Source organism: uncultured Lutibacter sp., from assembly GCF_937891065.1.
Classification (GTDB): Bacteria; Bacteroidota; Bacteroidia; order Flavobacteriales; family Flavobacteriaceae; genus Lutibacter.
This window is the reverse complement of sequence record NZ_CALAEQ010000263.1, coordinates 1-15,978: the sequence shown is the minus strand read 5'-3', so window position 1 is coordinate 15,978 and position 15,978 is coordinate 1. Positions and strand designations below refer to the sequence as shown.

Below are 15,978 nucleotides of genomic sequence, written 5' to 3'. Positions count from 1 at the left end.
GCAATATTAATTAATTTAACCTATCAATAACTATGAGAAAAATTTATTTCTTAAGCCTTTTAGGGTTATTTTTTAGTGTAAACACATTTGCACAAAAAGTAACTTTTGAAGAGTATGACTTAAACAACGGTATGCATGTAATTTTGCATCAAGACAATTCTGCACCATTAGTAACAACATCGGTAATGTATCATGTTGGAGCAAAAGATGAAAACCCTGAAAGAACTGGTTTTGCACACTTTTTTGAACATTTATTGTTTGAAGGAACTGAAAATATTGAAAGAGGTGAATGGTTTAAAATAGTGTCATCTAATGGTGGAACTAATAATGCGAATACAAATCAAGACAGAACCTATTATTATGAAGTTTTCCCTTCAAATAATTTAGAACTTGGTTTATGGATGGAATCAGAAAGATTATTACACCCAGTAATTAACCAAATTGGTGTAGACACACAAAATGAAGTTGTAAAAGAAGAAAAAAGATTAAGAGTTGATAATTCTCCTTATGGGCAATGGAATGGTGAAGTATTTAAAAACTTATTTGAAAAACATCCTTACAGGTGGACAACTATTGGGTCTTTAGATCATTTAGATGCAGCAACATTGCAAGAATTTCAAGATTTTAATAAAAAATATTACGTACCTAATAACGCTGTTTTAGTTGTTGCTGGTGATTTTGAAACAACAACTGCAAAAAAATTAATTGAAGATTATTTTGGAACTATCCCAAGAGGAGCTGAAATAACTCGTACTGTGATACAAGAAGATCCTATTACAGAAGAAATTAAAACAACTTTTGAAGATCCAAATATTCAAATCCCAGCAGTTTTTACAGTATATAGAACTCCTGCAATGACTACAAGAGACGCTAGAGTTTTAGATATGATTTCAACTATTTTAAGCGATGGAAAAAGTTCTAGATTGTACAAAAAATTAGTAGATGACGAGAAAAAAGCAATGCAAATTGCCGCATTTAATTTTTCACTAGAAGAATATGGAGCTTATATTGTATTAGCACTTCCTTTAGGAGAAAACACATTAGATGATTTAGTTGATGAAATGGATGAAGAAATTGTAAAAATTCAAACAGAGTTAATTTCTGATAAAGAACTTCAAAAATTAAGAAATAAATTTGAGAATCAATTTGTAAATTCAAATTCAAGTGTTGAAGGTATCGCAGGTTCATTAGCTACATTCTATATGCTTTATGACGATGTAAATTTAATTAATACCGAAATAGAAATTTACAATTCAATTACTAAAGAAGAAATTAGAGAAATTGCTAAAAAATATCTAAACCCTAATCAAAGATTAGTGTTAGATTATTTACCAAAAAAAGATAAAGCGTAAAACCACAACAACACATGAAAACAAAATATATATCAATCATAACACTTTTATTTTTGACACTGTCACTATCTGCACAAATAGATAGATCAGTTCAACCAAAACCAGGACCTTCACCTAAAATTAATTTAGGAAAACCTGAAACTTTTGAACTTAAAAATGGTTTAAAAGTATTAGTAGTTGAAAACCATAAGTTACCACGTGTATCTGCAACTTTAACAATTGATAACAATCCAATTTTTGAAGGAGATAAAGCGGGTGTGTCTAGTTTAACAGGTAGCTTAATAGGCTCTGGAACAAAAAACATTAGTAAAGATGCTTTCAATGAAGAAGTTGACTATTTAGGAGCCAATTTGTCATTTTCAAGCCAAGGAGCTAGATTAAATGCATTGTCTAAATATTTTCCAAGAATTCTAGAATTAATGGCTGACGGTTCTCAAAACCCTATTTTCACTCAAGAAGATTTCGACAAGGAAGTTAATATTTTATTAGACGGAATTAAATCTGGCGAAAAAAGTGTTGCAACTATTTCTAGTAGAGTACAATCTGCTTTGGCTTATGGGAAAAACCACCCTTATGGTGAATTTACATCTAAAGAAACTATAGAAAATATTGCCTTGGCTGATGTTCAAAACTTTTACAACTCTTATTTCAAACCTAACAATGCTTATTTAATAATTGTTGGTGATGTAAATTTTAAAGAAGTTAAAAAATTAGTTAAAAAACATTTTAGCAATTGGAAAAAGGGAGAATTACCTGCATACTCAATACCAGTTGTTAATAATGTTGCTGAAACAGAAATCAACTTTATTGATATGCCTAACGCAGTACAATCTGACGTTACAGTTTTAAGCACTGTTGATTTTAAAATGACAGATAGTGATTATTACGCTGTTTTACTTGCTAACCAAATTTTTGGAGGCGATTTTAATAGCTACCTTAATATGAACTTACGTGAAGCACATGGATATACTTATGGTGCAAGATCAGGTATTCGAACAGACAAAAATACTGCTGCATTATTTACAGCTGGAGCACAAGTTAGAAATTCAGTTACAGACAGCACTGTGATTCAAACAATGCTAGAATTAACAAAAATTCGCACAGCTAACGTAACAGCTGAAGAATTAGAAATTGTAAAAGCTACTTATGTTGGAAGTTTTGTTAGAAATATTGAAAAACCTGAAACAGTTGCTAGATATGCCCTAAACATTCAAACTAATAACTTATCTGAAGATTTTTACGAAACCTACTTAACTAAAATTAATGCTGTAACTATTGAAGATGTTCAGCGTGTTGCACAAAAATATTTTAGTGCAGACAATGCAAGAATTATTATTACTGGTAAAGCGATAGATATATTACCAAATCTAGAGAAACTACCATACAAAATAAATTATTTCGACAAAGATGCTAATGCAACTGAAAAACCAGAAATGACAAAACCAATTCCGGTTGGAGTTACAAAACAAACTGTAATTGATAGTTATTTTGAAGCAATTGGTGGCGCAGAAAAAGCTAAAGCATTAGAAAGCACTTTAGTTACTTACGAGGCAAGCGCCATGGGAAATACCATTGTAAGCACTGAAAAAAGAACAGGTACAAAATATGCTAATGAAACAAGTATGGGCGGAAACGTTATGATGAAAGTTATAATGACTGAAGCAGGAGTTTTTATGAACAAACAACCATTACCTGAAGGAATGTCTAAAGAAATGATATACACTCTTGGTACTTTTTTAGAAATGGGGTTATTAAATAATGAAAATTCAGAGCTAACAGCAATAGAACTTATTGACGGCAAAGAAGCTTATGTAATTTCAACAAAAGGAACTATAGTTTCTTCTTCCATTTATTTTGATATTGCAACTGGGTTAAAAGTTAAAGAAACGCAGACTATAACAATGCAGGGGCAAACTCAAAACCAAGAAGCTCTATTTAGTGACTATAAAGAATTTAACGGTATTAAATTTCCAGGTACAAAAACAGGAAGTTTAGGTCCTCAAAAAGTTGAATTTAAATTAATTGATGCTAAAGTAAATGAAGGTGTTTCAGATACCGATTTTGAATAAAAATTACAACAAACAATAATTATAAAAACGTCTCAAGAAATTGAGGCGTTTTTTATTTAGATCTATTTACCAAATATACCCCCAATAAGATTATAAAACCCGACCCAAATTGAATAATGGTTATTTTTTCACCATCAAAAATACCCCATGAAATAGCTACAATGGGAATTAAATAAGTAACTGATGAAGAAAATATTGGATTCGATATTTGAATTAATCGATTAAACATAATTTTTGCAATACCAGTTCCTATAACTGATAAAATAACTAAATATAAAATTGAAGTTTTACTTGATTCTGTGATTTCAAACGTAGTAAAAAAATCTGTAAACCATAACACAACTAAAGTTGGAACAATTAATAAAACAAAATTTCCAACGGTAATACTTAATGCATCTAAATCATGTAAATATTTCTTCAAAATATTCACATTTAATGCATACCCCACTGAAGAAATTAAAATAAAACTTGCGTAAAAATAATCTTGATTCGGATTCAGCTCAGCTCCTTTTAAAATTAATAATACAGTCCCAACCAATCCAATTAAAACACCTATTAACTGTCTTTTTCTAAATCCAAAACCAAAAATTAAAGCCCCAAAAATTAAGGTATTTAATGGTGTAAGCGAGTTTAGTATTGATGCTATTGAACTGTCAATTTTTTCGATAGCATAGGCAAATAAAAATGCCGGAAAAAATGTACCTACAAAACCATTTAAAGTTAAATAATACCAATGCCTTTTTTTAATTCTTAGTAATCGTTTAAATCCAATTAATAATAAAAATAAGGATGTAATTAAGATTCTAAGCGCACCAACTTGTACTGGAGTTAAACCAATTAGTGCTTTTTTCATTAGAATAAATGAACTTCCCCAGATAATTGAAAGTGCAATTAAATAAACCCAACGTAATTTTTTATTTTCCATTTAATCAAATTAAAGTGCAAAAATCGTATAATTATTCGTTTTAAAAATTATTAGTTTATAAATTTGCTTTTAAATCAAATAAAAATCAATTATGAAAAAATATATAACAGTATTCATCATATCTTTTGTGTTGTTAGCATGCAATGAAACAAAAAAAGAGGGAATAATTGAAGTTGCAGCCAGTTTTAAGAGCTTAGAGGTAGAAATTGAAGGAATGACCTGTGAAATTGGTTGTGCTAGATTAATTGAATCTAAATTATCTAAAGTTGATGGTGTAACTTACTCAAAGGTCAGCTTTGAAGCGAAAAAAGGACAATTTACGTATGATGAAAACAAACTAAGTAAAGAAAATTTAATTGCTAAAATAAATGGTATTGCAGGTGGTGATTTATATAAAGTGATCAAATCAACTGACCTTAAAAAAATTATTGAAGAAATTAAATAAAAAAAATTAATTGTCATAAATTTGTCTTAAATTTGCCTTTAAATAAAAATCAATCTAAAATGAAACACATTAAATTTTTAATCGCAATCGCTTTAGTAAGTGTTATTGCTATTTCTTGTAAAGAAACACCGAAAGTAGAAGAAGTTGCTCCTGCTGTTGAAGAAGTTGTTGCACCTGTAGTAGAAGAAGTTGAAGTAGCTGTTGATAGTCTTGCAACTGCAACTGAAGAAGTAATTGACGAAGTAATTGAAGCTGTAAAAGAATAATTTTTATCTTCAAAAATTTAAAAAAGCTTCAATAAATTGAAGCTTTTTTTTATGCCTTCTTTTTTCTTAATGAGTAATATAAAAATAATAAACTCATAAAATATAGCAATCCTACTAATTGATGGCTAGCACCAAAAAACAAAGGTATTTGTCCTTTTACATATAATACAGTAAGAATTCCCAAAACTATTTGAGCTACAACTAAAATTAAAGAAATAACTAACCATTTTTTTGAAATTTCTTCAACTTTACCTTTTAATTTAAAAAACATATAAATAGTTAAACCACCTAATAAATAAGCTAACATTCTATGTGTTAACTGTATAAATGCTGGAGCAAATAAATAACTATCGTAATTTATCATATTTCCCCAATTCCAATTACTCGATTTTAATAATACACTGGGAATAAATTCTCCATTCATATCAGGCCAAGTTGGGTAATACAGCCCTGCTCTCATTCCTGCAATTAATCCAGCAAAAACCATTTGTAAAAATGTGATAGCTACAACAACTGATACTATTGGTTTTCTAAGATTTTCTTTATTAGAACTTAGCAAGTAAACATCAGCAATTGTTTTTAGCATTGCCCAAATCACTAAGATGGCAAATACAAAATGAATTGTAAGTTTGTAGGCATTTACCCAAGGTCTATTCACTAAACCACTTTGCACCATAATCCAACCAGCAGATGCCGTTAGTATTGTTAATAAAATTACCAATGCTAACCGTTTTACTAAATAAAAATCTAATTGTTTTTTTAAAACAAAAATTATAAATGGAATTAAGAAAATGAATCCTAATAATCGTATCCAAAGCCTATGAAAGTATTCCCAGAAATAAATAAATTTAAAATCTTGAATAGTAAACATTGAATTTATTTTATGAAACTGAGGTGTTTCTTTATACAATTCAAACGCTTTAACCCATTGTTCTGCATTTAATGGAGGAATAATACCTGTAATAATATCCCAACGTGTTATTGAGAGCCCTGAACCTGTTAAACGCGTAATTCCACCTAAAATAACCTGCCCAACTAACATGATTAATCCAACTATCAACCAACTTCTAATTATCTTTGTGTATTTAAAATTGTTTGTTGTCATTTATTTCCATTCTAAAGTTTCAATCAAATGAATTATGTCCTTTTCTAAGTATTTTATTGCAGGAACAATTGAATCATAATTAGGTTTTGCATAAAAGTACAATGCGCCTGAAAGTACATTTTTCACACTGTCTGTTACCCTAAATTGAATATTTGTTGCTACATTTCCTTCAATATTGTACAATTTTCCAAAAACTTTTTCATCTAAATTTTCAAAAGGTCTATAATCAGGAATTGCATCTGCTTTTATGGTATGTTCAAAAGTTAGTTTTTCTATTTCTTTTAAAATTTCATTTAAATTACCTTCAACTTTTCTATAAGAAATATGAATAGTGGCTTTTAACTGAGGATATTCTATAGATGCCCAGCAATTATTTTTAAAATTAATATTTGCTAGATTCGAAATTTCGAAACTGTACGGGCAATTTGTTTCAATTTTTTTATAAGAAGATATTGGATATTTTAGCGTTAAATAGGGTTTTGGCTTTGGAACAATTTCATTTCCACAAGAAAATAAAAAAACAGCAAGAATTATTACTACACTAAATTTTTTCATTATACAGTTTTAAATATCTCTTTGGATTGTAACTTTAACTTGTTTAATTCTCTTTTTATCCATTGACTCTATTTTAAACGCGCAATTCGCAAATTTTATTATTTCATTTTTTCTCGGAAATTTTCCACAAACCTCTAAAATAAACCCAGCAACCGTTTCAGATTCCCCTTTATGGTCTTCAAATAATTCTGAATTTTCAATTTCTAAAATTTTATAAAAATCTCTTAAGTTAATTTTTCCTTCAAACAAGTAATTATTTGCATCTAATTTTGAATATAATAATTCTTCGTCATCAAATTCATCACTAATATCACCAACAATTTCTTCAATTACATCTTCTAAAGTTACAATACCACTTGTTCCTCCATATTCATCAACAACTATTGCTAAATGATTTTTCTTCTCTTGAAATTCTTTCAATAAATCGTCTAATTTTTTATTTTCAGGAACAAAATAAGGTTCTCTTATTAGTTTTTGCCAATTAAAATTTGTTTCATTTAAATAAGGTAACAAATCTTTCGCATATAATACACCAATAATTTCGTCCGTATTTTCTTTATACACAGGGTTTCTTGAATACCCTTTTTCAACAATTTTAGCAACAACATCTTCATATAATTCTGTAACTGAAAGCGCAAAAATATCAATTCTAGGAATCATAATTTGACTTGTTTCCGTATTCCCGAAATTTACAATACCTTCTAATATTTTTTGTTCGCCTTTTGTTGTAGATTCATTTGAAGTTAATTCAAGTGCTTGTGATAATTTTTCTACAGATAAATTTGATTGTTTTTTGCCGAGTCTGTTTTCAACAACATTAGTTAGGTTCATTAAAGGAATACTAACTATAGCAAGTAACGAGTTTAAAATTTTAATTGGATACGCCATAAAAGAAGCGAATTTTAACGAGTTTCTTGTGGCATATACTTTAGGTAAAACTTCACCAAACAACAAAATTAAAAAAGTAACTAAAATAACTTCAATCCCAAATTTCAATACATCGGAAGAGATTTGAGCAAATACAGTATCTCCTATGTATGCAAATATTAAAACAATTAAAATATTAATAAAATTGTTTGAAATAAGTATGGTTGCTAGTAATTCTTTTGGATTCTCTAATAATTTAACTACAAGCTTTTGTATGTTAGATTTAGATCCAGAAGCTTTGGTTATATCTTCTTTCGTTAATGAAAAAAATGCAACTTCTGTTCCGGAAATTAAAGCAGAAAGCAACAAAAGTAAAATAAGTGCAAATACACTTGATATTAACCAATAATCAATACTTTCAATAAATAAAATAAGTAAAAATGTGGGTTCAGGGTCCAATATAATTTCAATTTAGTTAAACTTAAAAAGGCAAGTCATCATCTGCAACATCATTTATTGATTGCTCAGAAGTAGCCGCTTTTTCTATTTTTGTAGTAGGTGCTTGCTGTGGTGCATTTAACTCTTTTTTAGTAGTTAAAAATGTCATATCAACTACATGAATTTCAGTAGTATACCTTTTATTTCCAGCATCATCTTCCCATTGACGTGTTTTTATACGGCCTTCGCAGTAAATTTTATCACCTTTAGTTAAATATTTTTCGCAAATTTCAGCCAATTTATTTCTAACAACAATATTGTGCCACTCTGTAGATGTTATTTTTTCTCCAGTTTGCTTGTTAGTATAAGTCTCATTAGTTGCAATAGGGAAACGTCCAATAGCATTACCACCTTCAAAATAGTGCATTTTAACATCATCTCCTAAATGCCCAATAAGTATTACTTTGTTAATTGTACCAGCCATAATTTATAATTCATTTATATATCAAAAGTACTAAAAAATTCAGTGTGTTTTATATTCGTTTATAAAATTATCTATCAATGAAGAAACTGGATATTTTCTAATAGTATCCCAAGAAAGTGTAAAATCTTCTGAAGATTGAGTATTTACCACCCAAAATTTAGTGTAAATGTGCTGATGAGATAATTTATGTACTATAATGTCTTTGTTAAAAAGTTTAATTGATGTGGATATATTCTCAAACAATTCTTCAAACTTCTCATGTTCAATGAGTTGATTTTCTTCAATTTCACTTTGTGTTTCAATTAAAGGAAACTCATATAGATTTATCCAAATACCTTTATTTCGTTTAACAATTTTAGTCCTATTATCTTCAGTTTGAATTACTAAATAGTTAAAATACCTTTTTTTTATTGTTATCTTTTTTTCTTTTACAGGAAGTTCTTTAATCAGTTTTTTATCCAATGCTACGCAACTATTACTTAATGGACAGGTTTCACATTCTGGATTTTGAGGTTTACACATTCTAGCTCCAAATTCCATAACCGCCTGATTGTGGGTTCCCGAATTTTTAGAATCTAATAATTGTTGAGCTAATTGTTTAAACTCTTTAATTCCTTTAGTTGAATTAATAGTAGTGTTTATACCAAAATAACGAGACAATACTCTGTAAACATTTCCATCAACTACAGCTGTTGCTTCGTTAAAACAAATAGATGCTATTGCTGAGGCAGTATAATCTCCAACTCCTTTTAATTTAATTAACTCATTATAAGTTAAAGGAAATTCGCCATTGAGTTCATAAACTATATATTTTGCTGAAAAATGTAAGTTTCTTGCTCTTGAATAATAGCCTAACCCTTGCCATAATTTTAATACTTGCTCTTCTGAAGCAGAAGCTAGCTCATTTATAGTAGGAAAATTCTCAATAAATTTAAGATAATATGACATCCCTTGGTCAACTCGAGTTTGCTGTAAAATAATTTCGGACAACCAAATCTTGTATGGATTTACAGTAGCTCTCCAAGGTAAATCTCTTTTATTACTTAAGTACCATAATACTAGTTGATTAGAAAATTTCATCCGTTTTTTTGTAAAACGCAATAATACAAGATTTAATTGATTAAATTTTAATGAATTAACTTTTTAAAATTGATTTATAAATCCTATATTTGCCGTCTTAATTTTATAATAACATATATAACAATAATAAAAATGACGAAAGCGGAAATCGTATCAAGTATTTCAGACAAATCTGGAATAGAAAAAGCAGATGTTTTAGCAACTGTTGAAGCGTTTATGGACGAAGTAAAAGTATCTTTAGAAAAAGGTGACAATGTTTATTTAAGAGGATTTGGTAGTTTTATTATCAAAACAAGAGCTGAAAAAACAGGAAGAAACATTTCAAAAAATACAACTATTAAAATTCCTGCACACAATATCCCTTCTTTTAAACCTGCAAAAGTATTTGTAGAAGGAGTAAAAACTAAAGTAAGTGTATCATAGATACAATATAATTTATTAACTTAAAAACATCCTTTTATTATGCCAAGTGGTAAAAAAAGAAAAAGAGCAAAAATCTCTACTCATAAACGTAAAAAAAGAGCAAGAGCGAATAGACACAAAAAGAAAAAGTAAGCTAAGCTTACTTTTTTCTTTATAATTTAAAGTTCATTGAAATAGATATTTACAATTTTATTGTAAATATTGTTGGGTACAAATCCTGTAAAAACTAATTATAAATAGTTTAAGTTTAAACGCTTGAACATAAAAACAATTCAGAGTGAAAACGGAATTAATTATTAGATCAAACTCCTCTGATATTGATTTTGCCTTATTAAAAGATGGTAAATTAACAGCCCTTAACAAAGAAACAAATGGAAATAAATTCTCTGTAGGAGATATTTTTTTAGCTAAAATCGGAAAAGTTTTATCTGGTTTAAACGCCTCATTTGTTAACGTAGGTTACGAAAAAGACGGCTTTTTACATTACCAAGATTTAGGGGCACAATTATTATCATTAAACAAGTTTATAAAAGGTATTAGCACAGGTAAAATTAAAGATTACACTTTAAACAATTTTCAATTAGAAAACGATATCGACAAAAATGGAAGTATCGTTGACGCATTAAAAACAGGACAAAATTCATTAGTACAAATTGTAAAAGAACCAATTTCTACCAAAGGACCTCGTATGAGTTCTGAACTATCTATTGCTGGTAGATATATGGTCTTAGTTCCTTTCTCTGATAGAGTTTCAGTATCACAAAAAATTACTGATTTAGAAGAAAAAGAACGTTTAAAAAGACTTGTTAAAAGCATTAAGCCTAAAGGTTTTGGTGTCATTATAAGAACTGTAGCTGTTAATAAAAAAGTTGCAGAACTTGATAGAGATATACAAAACTCATTAGAGCGTTGGGTGGCAATGTGTAAAAAGGTAAAATCCGTAAACACACAACAAACACCCGTAAAAGTATTAAGTGAATTAAACAGAGCCTCTTCAATTTTAAGAGATTTATTTAATGACTCTTTTACAAACATTGTTACAAACGATGAAGTTTTGTTTTTAGAAATTAAAGAATATTTACAAGAAATTGCTCCAGAAAAGGAGTCTATTGTAAATTTATATGAATCAACCGTTCCAATTTTTGAAAAATTTGGAATTGAACGTCAAATAAAAACATCATTTGGACGAACAGTTTCAATGAGTAAAGGAGCTTATTTGGTAATTGAACATACTGAAGCACTTCACGTAATTGATGTAAATAGTGGTAATCGCTCAAATAAAGCATTATCACAAGCAGATACAGCGCTTGAAGTTAATTTAATTTCAGCCTCAGAAGTTGCTAGGCAGTTACAATTGCGAGATATGGGTGGTATTATAGTTGTTGATTTTATTGATATGCACACAGCTGAACATAGACAAAAGTTATATGATCATTTAAAAGCTGAAATGGCATTTGATAGAACAAAGCATAAAATACTCCCTCCAAGTAAGTTTGGTTTAATTCAAATTACTAGACAAAGAGTACGACCTGAAATGGTGATTAAAACTCAAGAACCAAATCCTAGTGGTTCTGGAGAAGTTGAAGCACCTATTGTAATATTAGATACAATAAATGCGGAACTTGATAAGCTTATTATTTTAAAAGATCATAAAAAGATTGTACTAAATGTACATCCTTTTATTGCAGCTTATCTAAAAAAAGGAATTCCATCAATTCAGCAACGATGGTTTATAAAATATAAAAAGTGGATTAAAATTTTACCGAGAGATGCTTACCAATATTTAAAATTTGATTTTATCGATGATAAAGGTGAATTAATTAAATAAGGCATTTACAATATCTAAAAGTCCTGCATTTTATGCAGGGCTTTTTTTAAAACCAATACCCAACGTTAAAATTCCAATAACTTTCCTTATGATCTGGTGACCACGAATAATTAACTTCTACAGGTCCTAAAAAAGTATCCAAACCATACCCTACCATATAACCCGATTTAGTATTATCGAAAATTTTACCTTCATTAAATAAATCACTCTCAACTCTTGCATAATTAGCAGTTGCAGACATATAATTTTTAGGTAAAAACTCATACCTAAGTGTGAAAGCCGATTTTAAAAACGAATTAGAATTTAGTTCTGCAAAATCATATCCATTAAATGATATAAACGTATTTATATAATTTTCACCATAACCACCAACATTATAATCTAAAACTCTATTATCATTATCACCAATGGTAATACCTGCTTCTGAAATAAAATGCCCTGTTAATTTATTGAAAAAAGTATGTGCCATTCCTAATTTTCCTTTTAATTGAGAAAATGAAACAAAGTTTATATTGGCGTTTGAAGAACTTAAGTACCATCTGAAATCTACATTTAGGTAAAAGCCCTTTTTTTGAAAGTACTTTTTATCGTAAGTATCTAATTTAATATATGAAATCAAATTCAAATAATGCGCTTTACTATTAGCCTCTTCAGTTGAAATTGTCTCAGAAAATGTTTTAATTTTTTTATGTTCTAATCCTATTCCAAGCGCAAATTTTCTACTAAATACTGTTTGAAAATAAGCTTGATTTGTGAAATCTTCATATTCTAATTTAATTTTATTTACATTCCCTTCTTCAAAATTCACACCGGCATTAAAAAAATTATATCTAGATTTTATCCCAAAACTCCAATAAAAACCATTATCTATAAAATAATTAAAATTATATCTAATATTATCTCCTAAAATAAGGTCTGCAGAAAGAACATCATTTTTAGAAAAAACATGCTTTGCTGTTGTGTTTAACAAAATACCTGTTTTATATAAGTGGTCATAGTGTACTCCTAATTTTAAAAAATTTGAAATTCCACTTTCTTTTACGTTAAATTTCACAACACTTCCATCTTTTTCATCTAATATTCTATATTGAATATTTTCAAAATTACTTGTAGCAGCTAAATTATTTATACTTTCAATTAATCGCCTATAACTTGTTGTATCTGTCTTCTTTAAATTTAATTTCCCTAATATATAAGCTCTTGAATAATGCGTATTCCCCTCTATATCAATTCTTTTAATGTGAAATTTTTGAGAATGTGTAAGACTAATTCTTTTAGTTTCTTTTTTAATTTGTTTATCTGCAATATCCTTTAATTCATCAAACTTTTTACGAGAAGCAATATCTCCTATATTCATTATTTCATCCATTTTATCGAAAGAAACTACATTATAATCGTCAACATTTGGTTGAATTAATAAATCAACATTCTCATATTTAGAATCTGAATTTTTATACATCTGAAAGCCAACTATTTGGTCTAATATCTTTACTGCTGAATCTAATTCATCTTTAGCTTCTAAACCTCCTTGTATATCAACTCCAATAATAATGTCTGCTCCCATAGCTTTTACTTCATCAACAGGAAAATTATTGACAATACCTCCATCTGTTAATAATTTTCCATCAATCATAACAGGTGCTAACAATGTTGGAAATGAACCACTTGCTTTCACTGCTTCAGGTAAAAATCCTTTATTTAATGTTACTTGTTCTCCTGTTTCTAAGTTGGTTGCTATACATACAAACGGAATGGGTAACTCACTGAAATCATTGATATTATTAACATGTTGAGTTAATTCAGTTAATAGATTTAATACATTTTGCCCTTCTGATAAAGCTCTTGGAATTCCTACCTTTTTACCCCTAATAGGTAAGGACAAAGCATATTTTTCGCCATTTTCTTTTTCGTAAAATGGTTTTGATTTACGTGGTAAATCATTTGTTAAAAGTTTATAAAAATTAATGGATTTAACTATAGAATCTAGCTCCTTAGCATTATAACCTGAAGCATATAACGAACCTACTATCGCCCCCATGCTTGTTCCTCCTATATAATCTACACGTACACCTGCTTCTTCTAACACTTTAAGAACAGCAACATGAGCCAAACCTTTTGCCCCTCCTCCACTAAGTACAAGTCCAACTTTAATATCTTTTTTTTCATTAATCTCTTGTGAAAAAACAAAAGTTATAGAAAATAGAAAAGTTATTATTAGAAGCTTTTTCATTGTTATTTTTTTTGATAATAATTTACAATTTTTGTTGCTTTACTTTTTCCAACTATTTTTTCAATAGCCTCAAATGAAGCTTCAGAAACTCTTTTTGTTGACTTAAAATGTTTCAATAAAGATACAATAGTTTGCTTTCCAATTCCTGGGATTTGTTCAAACTCATTCGTTAAAGAATTTTTACTTCTTTTATTTCGATGATGAGTAATACTAAACCTATGCGCCTCGTTTCTTAATTGCTGAATTATTTTTAAACTTTCAGACGTTTTATCTAAATACATTGGTACTGAATCTTCTGGATAATAAATTTCTTCCAACCTTTTTGCAATTCCTATTATTGCAATTTTATTTCTTAAACCTAATACATCTAAACTTTTTAATGAAGCTGATAATTGTCCTTTTCCTCCATCAATTACAATTAACTGAGGTAAATCTTGTCCTTCTTCAAGCAAACGCTTGTAACGTCTAAAAACTACTTCTTCCATTGAAGCAAAGTCGTCGGGCCCTTCAACAGTTTTAATATTAAAATGTCTATAATCCTTTTTACTTGGCTTTCCGTTTTTAAAAACCACACAAGCTGAAACCGGATTTGTTCCCTGTATATTTGAATTATCAAAACATTCAATATGTCTTGGCTCAACTGTTAATCGTAAATCTTTCTGCATTTGAGCCATAATTCTGTTTACATGCCTATCAGGATCCACAATTTTAATTTGCTTAAAACGCTCTTGCCTATAATATTTGGCATTTCTAAGGCTTAGATCTACAATTCGTTTCTTATCGCCAAGTTTAGGAATTGTTACTTTTAGATTTTCACCTAAATCTACTTCAAAAGGCACATAAATTTCTTTAGATTGTGAGTTAAATCGCTGCCTAATTTCTACAATTGTTAATTCCAATAACTCTTTATCTGTTTCGTCTAATTTCTTTTTAATTTCAGTTGTATAGGATTGAATAATTGCGCCGTTGATAATTTTAAAAAAGTTAACGTAACTATAAGTTTCGTCTGAAATAATTGAAAAAACATCAACATTTGTTATTGATGGATTTACAACCGTAGATTTTGCTTGGTAATTTGCTAACAATGCTATTTTTTCTTTTATTTTTTGAGCTTCTTCAAACTCCATGTCATTCGCATATCGCATCATTAAATCTTCAAATAACTTTAAAGACTCTTTAAAATTTCCTTTAATAATATTTCTAATTGCGCCTATATCTTCGTTGTAACTTAATTCAGTTTGTAAGCCTTCACAACCACCTTTACAATTCCCAATATGAAAATCTAAACATATTTTGTATTTTTGATCTTCAATATTTTTTTCACTTAAATCATAATTACAACTACGTAACAAATACAATTCTTTAATTAAATCTAACAGTGCTTTTGCCGTTCTAACTGAAGTATAAGGTCCAAAATATTCAGAGCCATCTTTTATTACATTTCTAGTTAAAAATACTCTTGGAAATCGTTCTTTTTTAATACAAATCCAAGGATACGTTTTATCATCTTTTAATAAAACATTGTAACGTGGCTGGTATTTTTTAATCAAGTTGTTTTCTAACAACAAAGCATCAGTTTCTGTATCAACAACAATGTGCTTAATATTGGCTATTTTTTTTACCAATATTTTGGTCTTGCCGTATTCATGATTTTTAGTAAAATAAGATGAAACTCTTTTTTTTAAGTTTTTTGCTTTTCCTACATATAAAATAGTCCCGTTTTTATCATAATATTGATAAACACCAGGAAGTGTTGGTAAGGTTTTTATTTGAATTTCTAATTCCAAAAAATAAGTCTATTTAAAAAATAAAATTACTACTTTTTATTGAATCAATCATTTCTTTTAATAGATTGAATTATAAGAACTATTACTTTAAAAAAATGTGTATTTTTGCGGAATATTTAAAAAT

At 28.5% G+C, this 15,978-nt stretch carries 14 protein-coding genes; 6 read left to right on the top strand and 8 right to left on the bottom strand.

All coding sequences use genetic code 11. The features are described from left to right. Positions 1–32 precede the first annotated feature (32 nt). Positions 33–1,352 carry a pitrilysin family protein gene (locus Q0352_RS13885; protein WP_299528490.1) on the top strand — a complete coding sequence of 440 codons (1,320 nt, stop codon included), beginning with the start codon at positions 33–35 and terminating at the stop codon, positions 1,350–1,352. Between the two features lie 14 nt (positions 1,353–1,366). Further along, the gene (locus tag Q0352_RS13880) at positions 1,367–3,421 is read left to right on the top strand and encodes a pitrilysin family protein (RefSeq protein WP_299528487.1); all 2,055 of its coding nucleotides are present in this window, start codon (positions 1,367–1,369) and stop codon (positions 3,419–3,421) included. Between the two features lie 52 nt (positions 3,422–3,473). Here Q0352_RS13880 and Q0352_RS13875 read toward each other — a convergent pair whose 3' ends face one another. Continuing rightward, positions 3,474–4,346, bottom strand: coding sequence for a DMT family transporter (locus Q0352_RS13875; RefSeq protein ID WP_299528484.1), 873 nt, complete (start codon positions 4,344–4,346; stop codon positions 3,474–3,476). 91 nt (positions 4,347–4,437) lie between these two features. On the opposite strand from Q0352_RS13875, the gene Q0352_RS13870 reads away from it, so the two are divergent. Both Q0352_RS13870 and Q0352_RS13865 read left to right on the top strand, forming a co-directional pair. Continuing rightward, positions 4,438–4,791, top strand: coding sequence for a cation transporter (locus Q0352_RS13870; protein ID WP_299528481.1), 354 nt, complete (start codon positions 4,438–4,440; stop codon positions 4,789–4,791). Between the two features lie 59 nt (positions 4,792–4,850). Next, positions 4,851–5,057 carry a hypothetical protein gene (locus Q0352_RS13865; RefSeq protein WP_299528478.1) on the top strand — a complete coding sequence of 69 codons (207 nt, stop codon included), beginning with the start codon at positions 4,851–4,853 and terminating at the stop codon, positions 5,055–5,057. 49 nt (positions 5,058–5,106) lie between these two features. On the opposite strand, the gene Q0352_RS13860 is transcribed toward Q0352_RS13865, so the two are convergent. From Q0352_RS13860 to mutY, 5 genes are read right to left on the bottom strand one after another with little or no spacing between them, the layout of a single operon-like run. Then, positions 5,107–6,162, bottom strand: coding sequence for a COX15/CtaA family protein (locus Q0352_RS13860; RefSeq protein WP_299528475.1), 1,056 nt, complete (start codon positions 6,160–6,162; stop codon positions 5,107–5,109). Next, positions 6,163–6,717 carry a gliding motility lipoprotein GldD gene (gene gldD, locus Q0352_RS13855; protein WP_299528472.1) on the bottom strand — a complete coding sequence of 185 codons (555 nt, stop codon included), beginning with the start codon at positions 6,715–6,717 and terminating at the stop codon, positions 6,163–6,165. It lies immediately after the preceding gene. A 9-nt stretch (positions 6,718–6,726) separates the two neighbouring features. Next, complete coding sequence (gene gldE, locus Q0352_RS13850; RefSeq protein ID WP_299528469.1) at positions 6,727–8,043, bottom strand: gliding motility-associated protein GldE; 1,317 nt, start codon at positions 8,041–8,043, stop codon at positions 6,727–6,729. A 22-nt stretch (positions 8,044–8,065) separates the two neighbouring features. After that, a complete protein-coding gene (locus Q0352_RS13845; RefSeq protein WP_299528466.1) occupies positions 8,066–8,506 on the bottom strand; it encodes a single-stranded DNA-binding protein in 441 nt (146 codons plus the stop codon). A 39-nt stretch (positions 8,507–8,545) separates the two neighbouring features. Further along, a complete protein-coding gene (gene mutY, locus Q0352_RS13840) occupies positions 8,546–9,586 on the bottom strand; it encodes an A/G-specific adenine glycosylase (RefSeq protein ID WP_299528463.1) in 1,041 nt (346 codons plus the stop codon). 132 nt (positions 9,587–9,718) lie between these two features. Between mutY and Q0352_RS13835 the strand changes: the two genes are divergently transcribed. After that, positions 9,719–10,009, top strand: coding sequence for an HU family DNA-binding protein (locus tag Q0352_RS13835; protein ID WP_299528460.1), 291 nt, complete (start codon positions 9,719–9,721; stop codon positions 10,007–10,009). A 277-nt stretch (positions 10,010–10,286) separates the two neighbouring features. Beyond that, complete coding sequence (locus Q0352_RS13830; protein ID WP_299528457.1) at positions 10,287–11,837, top strand: ribonuclease E/G; 1,551 nt, start codon at positions 10,287–10,289, stop codon at positions 11,835–11,837. 46 nt (positions 11,838–11,883) lie between these two features. Here Q0352_RS13830 and Q0352_RS13825 read toward each other — a convergent pair whose 3' ends face one another. Then, a complete protein-coding gene (locus Q0352_RS13825) occupies positions 11,884–14,067 on the bottom strand; it encodes a patatin-like phospholipase family protein (protein WP_299528454.1) in 2,184 nt (727 codons plus the stop codon). A gap of 2 nt (positions 14,068–14,069) precedes the next feature. Beyond that, complete coding sequence (gene uvrC, locus Q0352_RS13820; RefSeq protein WP_299528451.1) at positions 14,070–15,854, bottom strand: excinuclease ABC subunit UvrC; 1,785 nt, start codon at positions 15,852–15,854, stop codon at positions 14,070–14,072. Positions 15,855–15,978 lie beyond the last annotated feature (124 nt).

Coding starts and splice junctions, on each gene's coding strand:
- Q0352_RS13885 (WP_299528490.1), top strand. CDS start 33: ATGAGAAAAATTTATTTCTTAAGCCTTTTAGGGTTATTTTTTAGTGTA.
- Q0352_RS13880 (WP_299528487.1), top strand. CDS start 1,367: ATGAAAACAAAATATATATCAATCATAACACTTTTATTTTTGACACTG.
- Q0352_RS13875 (WP_299528484.1), bottom strand. CDS start 4,346: ATGGAAAATAAAAAATTACGTTGGGTTTATTTAATTGCACTTTCAATT.
- Q0352_RS13870 (WP_299528481.1), top strand. CDS start 4,438: ATGAAAAAATATATAACAGTATTCATCATATCTTTTGTGTTGTTAGCA.
- Q0352_RS13865 (WP_299528478.1), top strand. CDS start 4,851: ATGAAACACATTAAATTTTTAATCGCAATCGCTTTAGTAAGTGTTATT.
- Q0352_RS13860 (WP_299528475.1), bottom strand. CDS start 6,162: ATGACAACAAACAATTTTAAATACACAAAGATAATTAGAAGTTGGTTG.
- gldD (WP_299528472.1), bottom strand. CDS start 6,717: ATGAAAAAATTTAGTGTAGTAATAATTCTTGCTGTTTTTTTATTTTCT.
- Q0352_RS13845 (WP_299528466.1), bottom strand. CDS start 8,506: ATGGCTGGTACAATTAACAAAGTAATACTTATTGGGCATTTAGGAGAT.
- mutY (WP_299528463.1), bottom strand. CDS start 9,586: ATGAAATTTTCTAATCAACTAGTATTATGGTACTTAAGTAATAAAAGA.
- Q0352_RS13835 (WP_299528460.1), top strand. CDS start 9,719: ATGACGAAAGCGGAAATCGTATCAAGTATTTCAGACAAATCTGGAATA.
- Q0352_RS13825 (WP_299528454.1), bottom strand. CDS start 14,067: ATGAAAAAGCTTCTAATAATAACTTTTCTATTTTCTATAACTTTTGTT.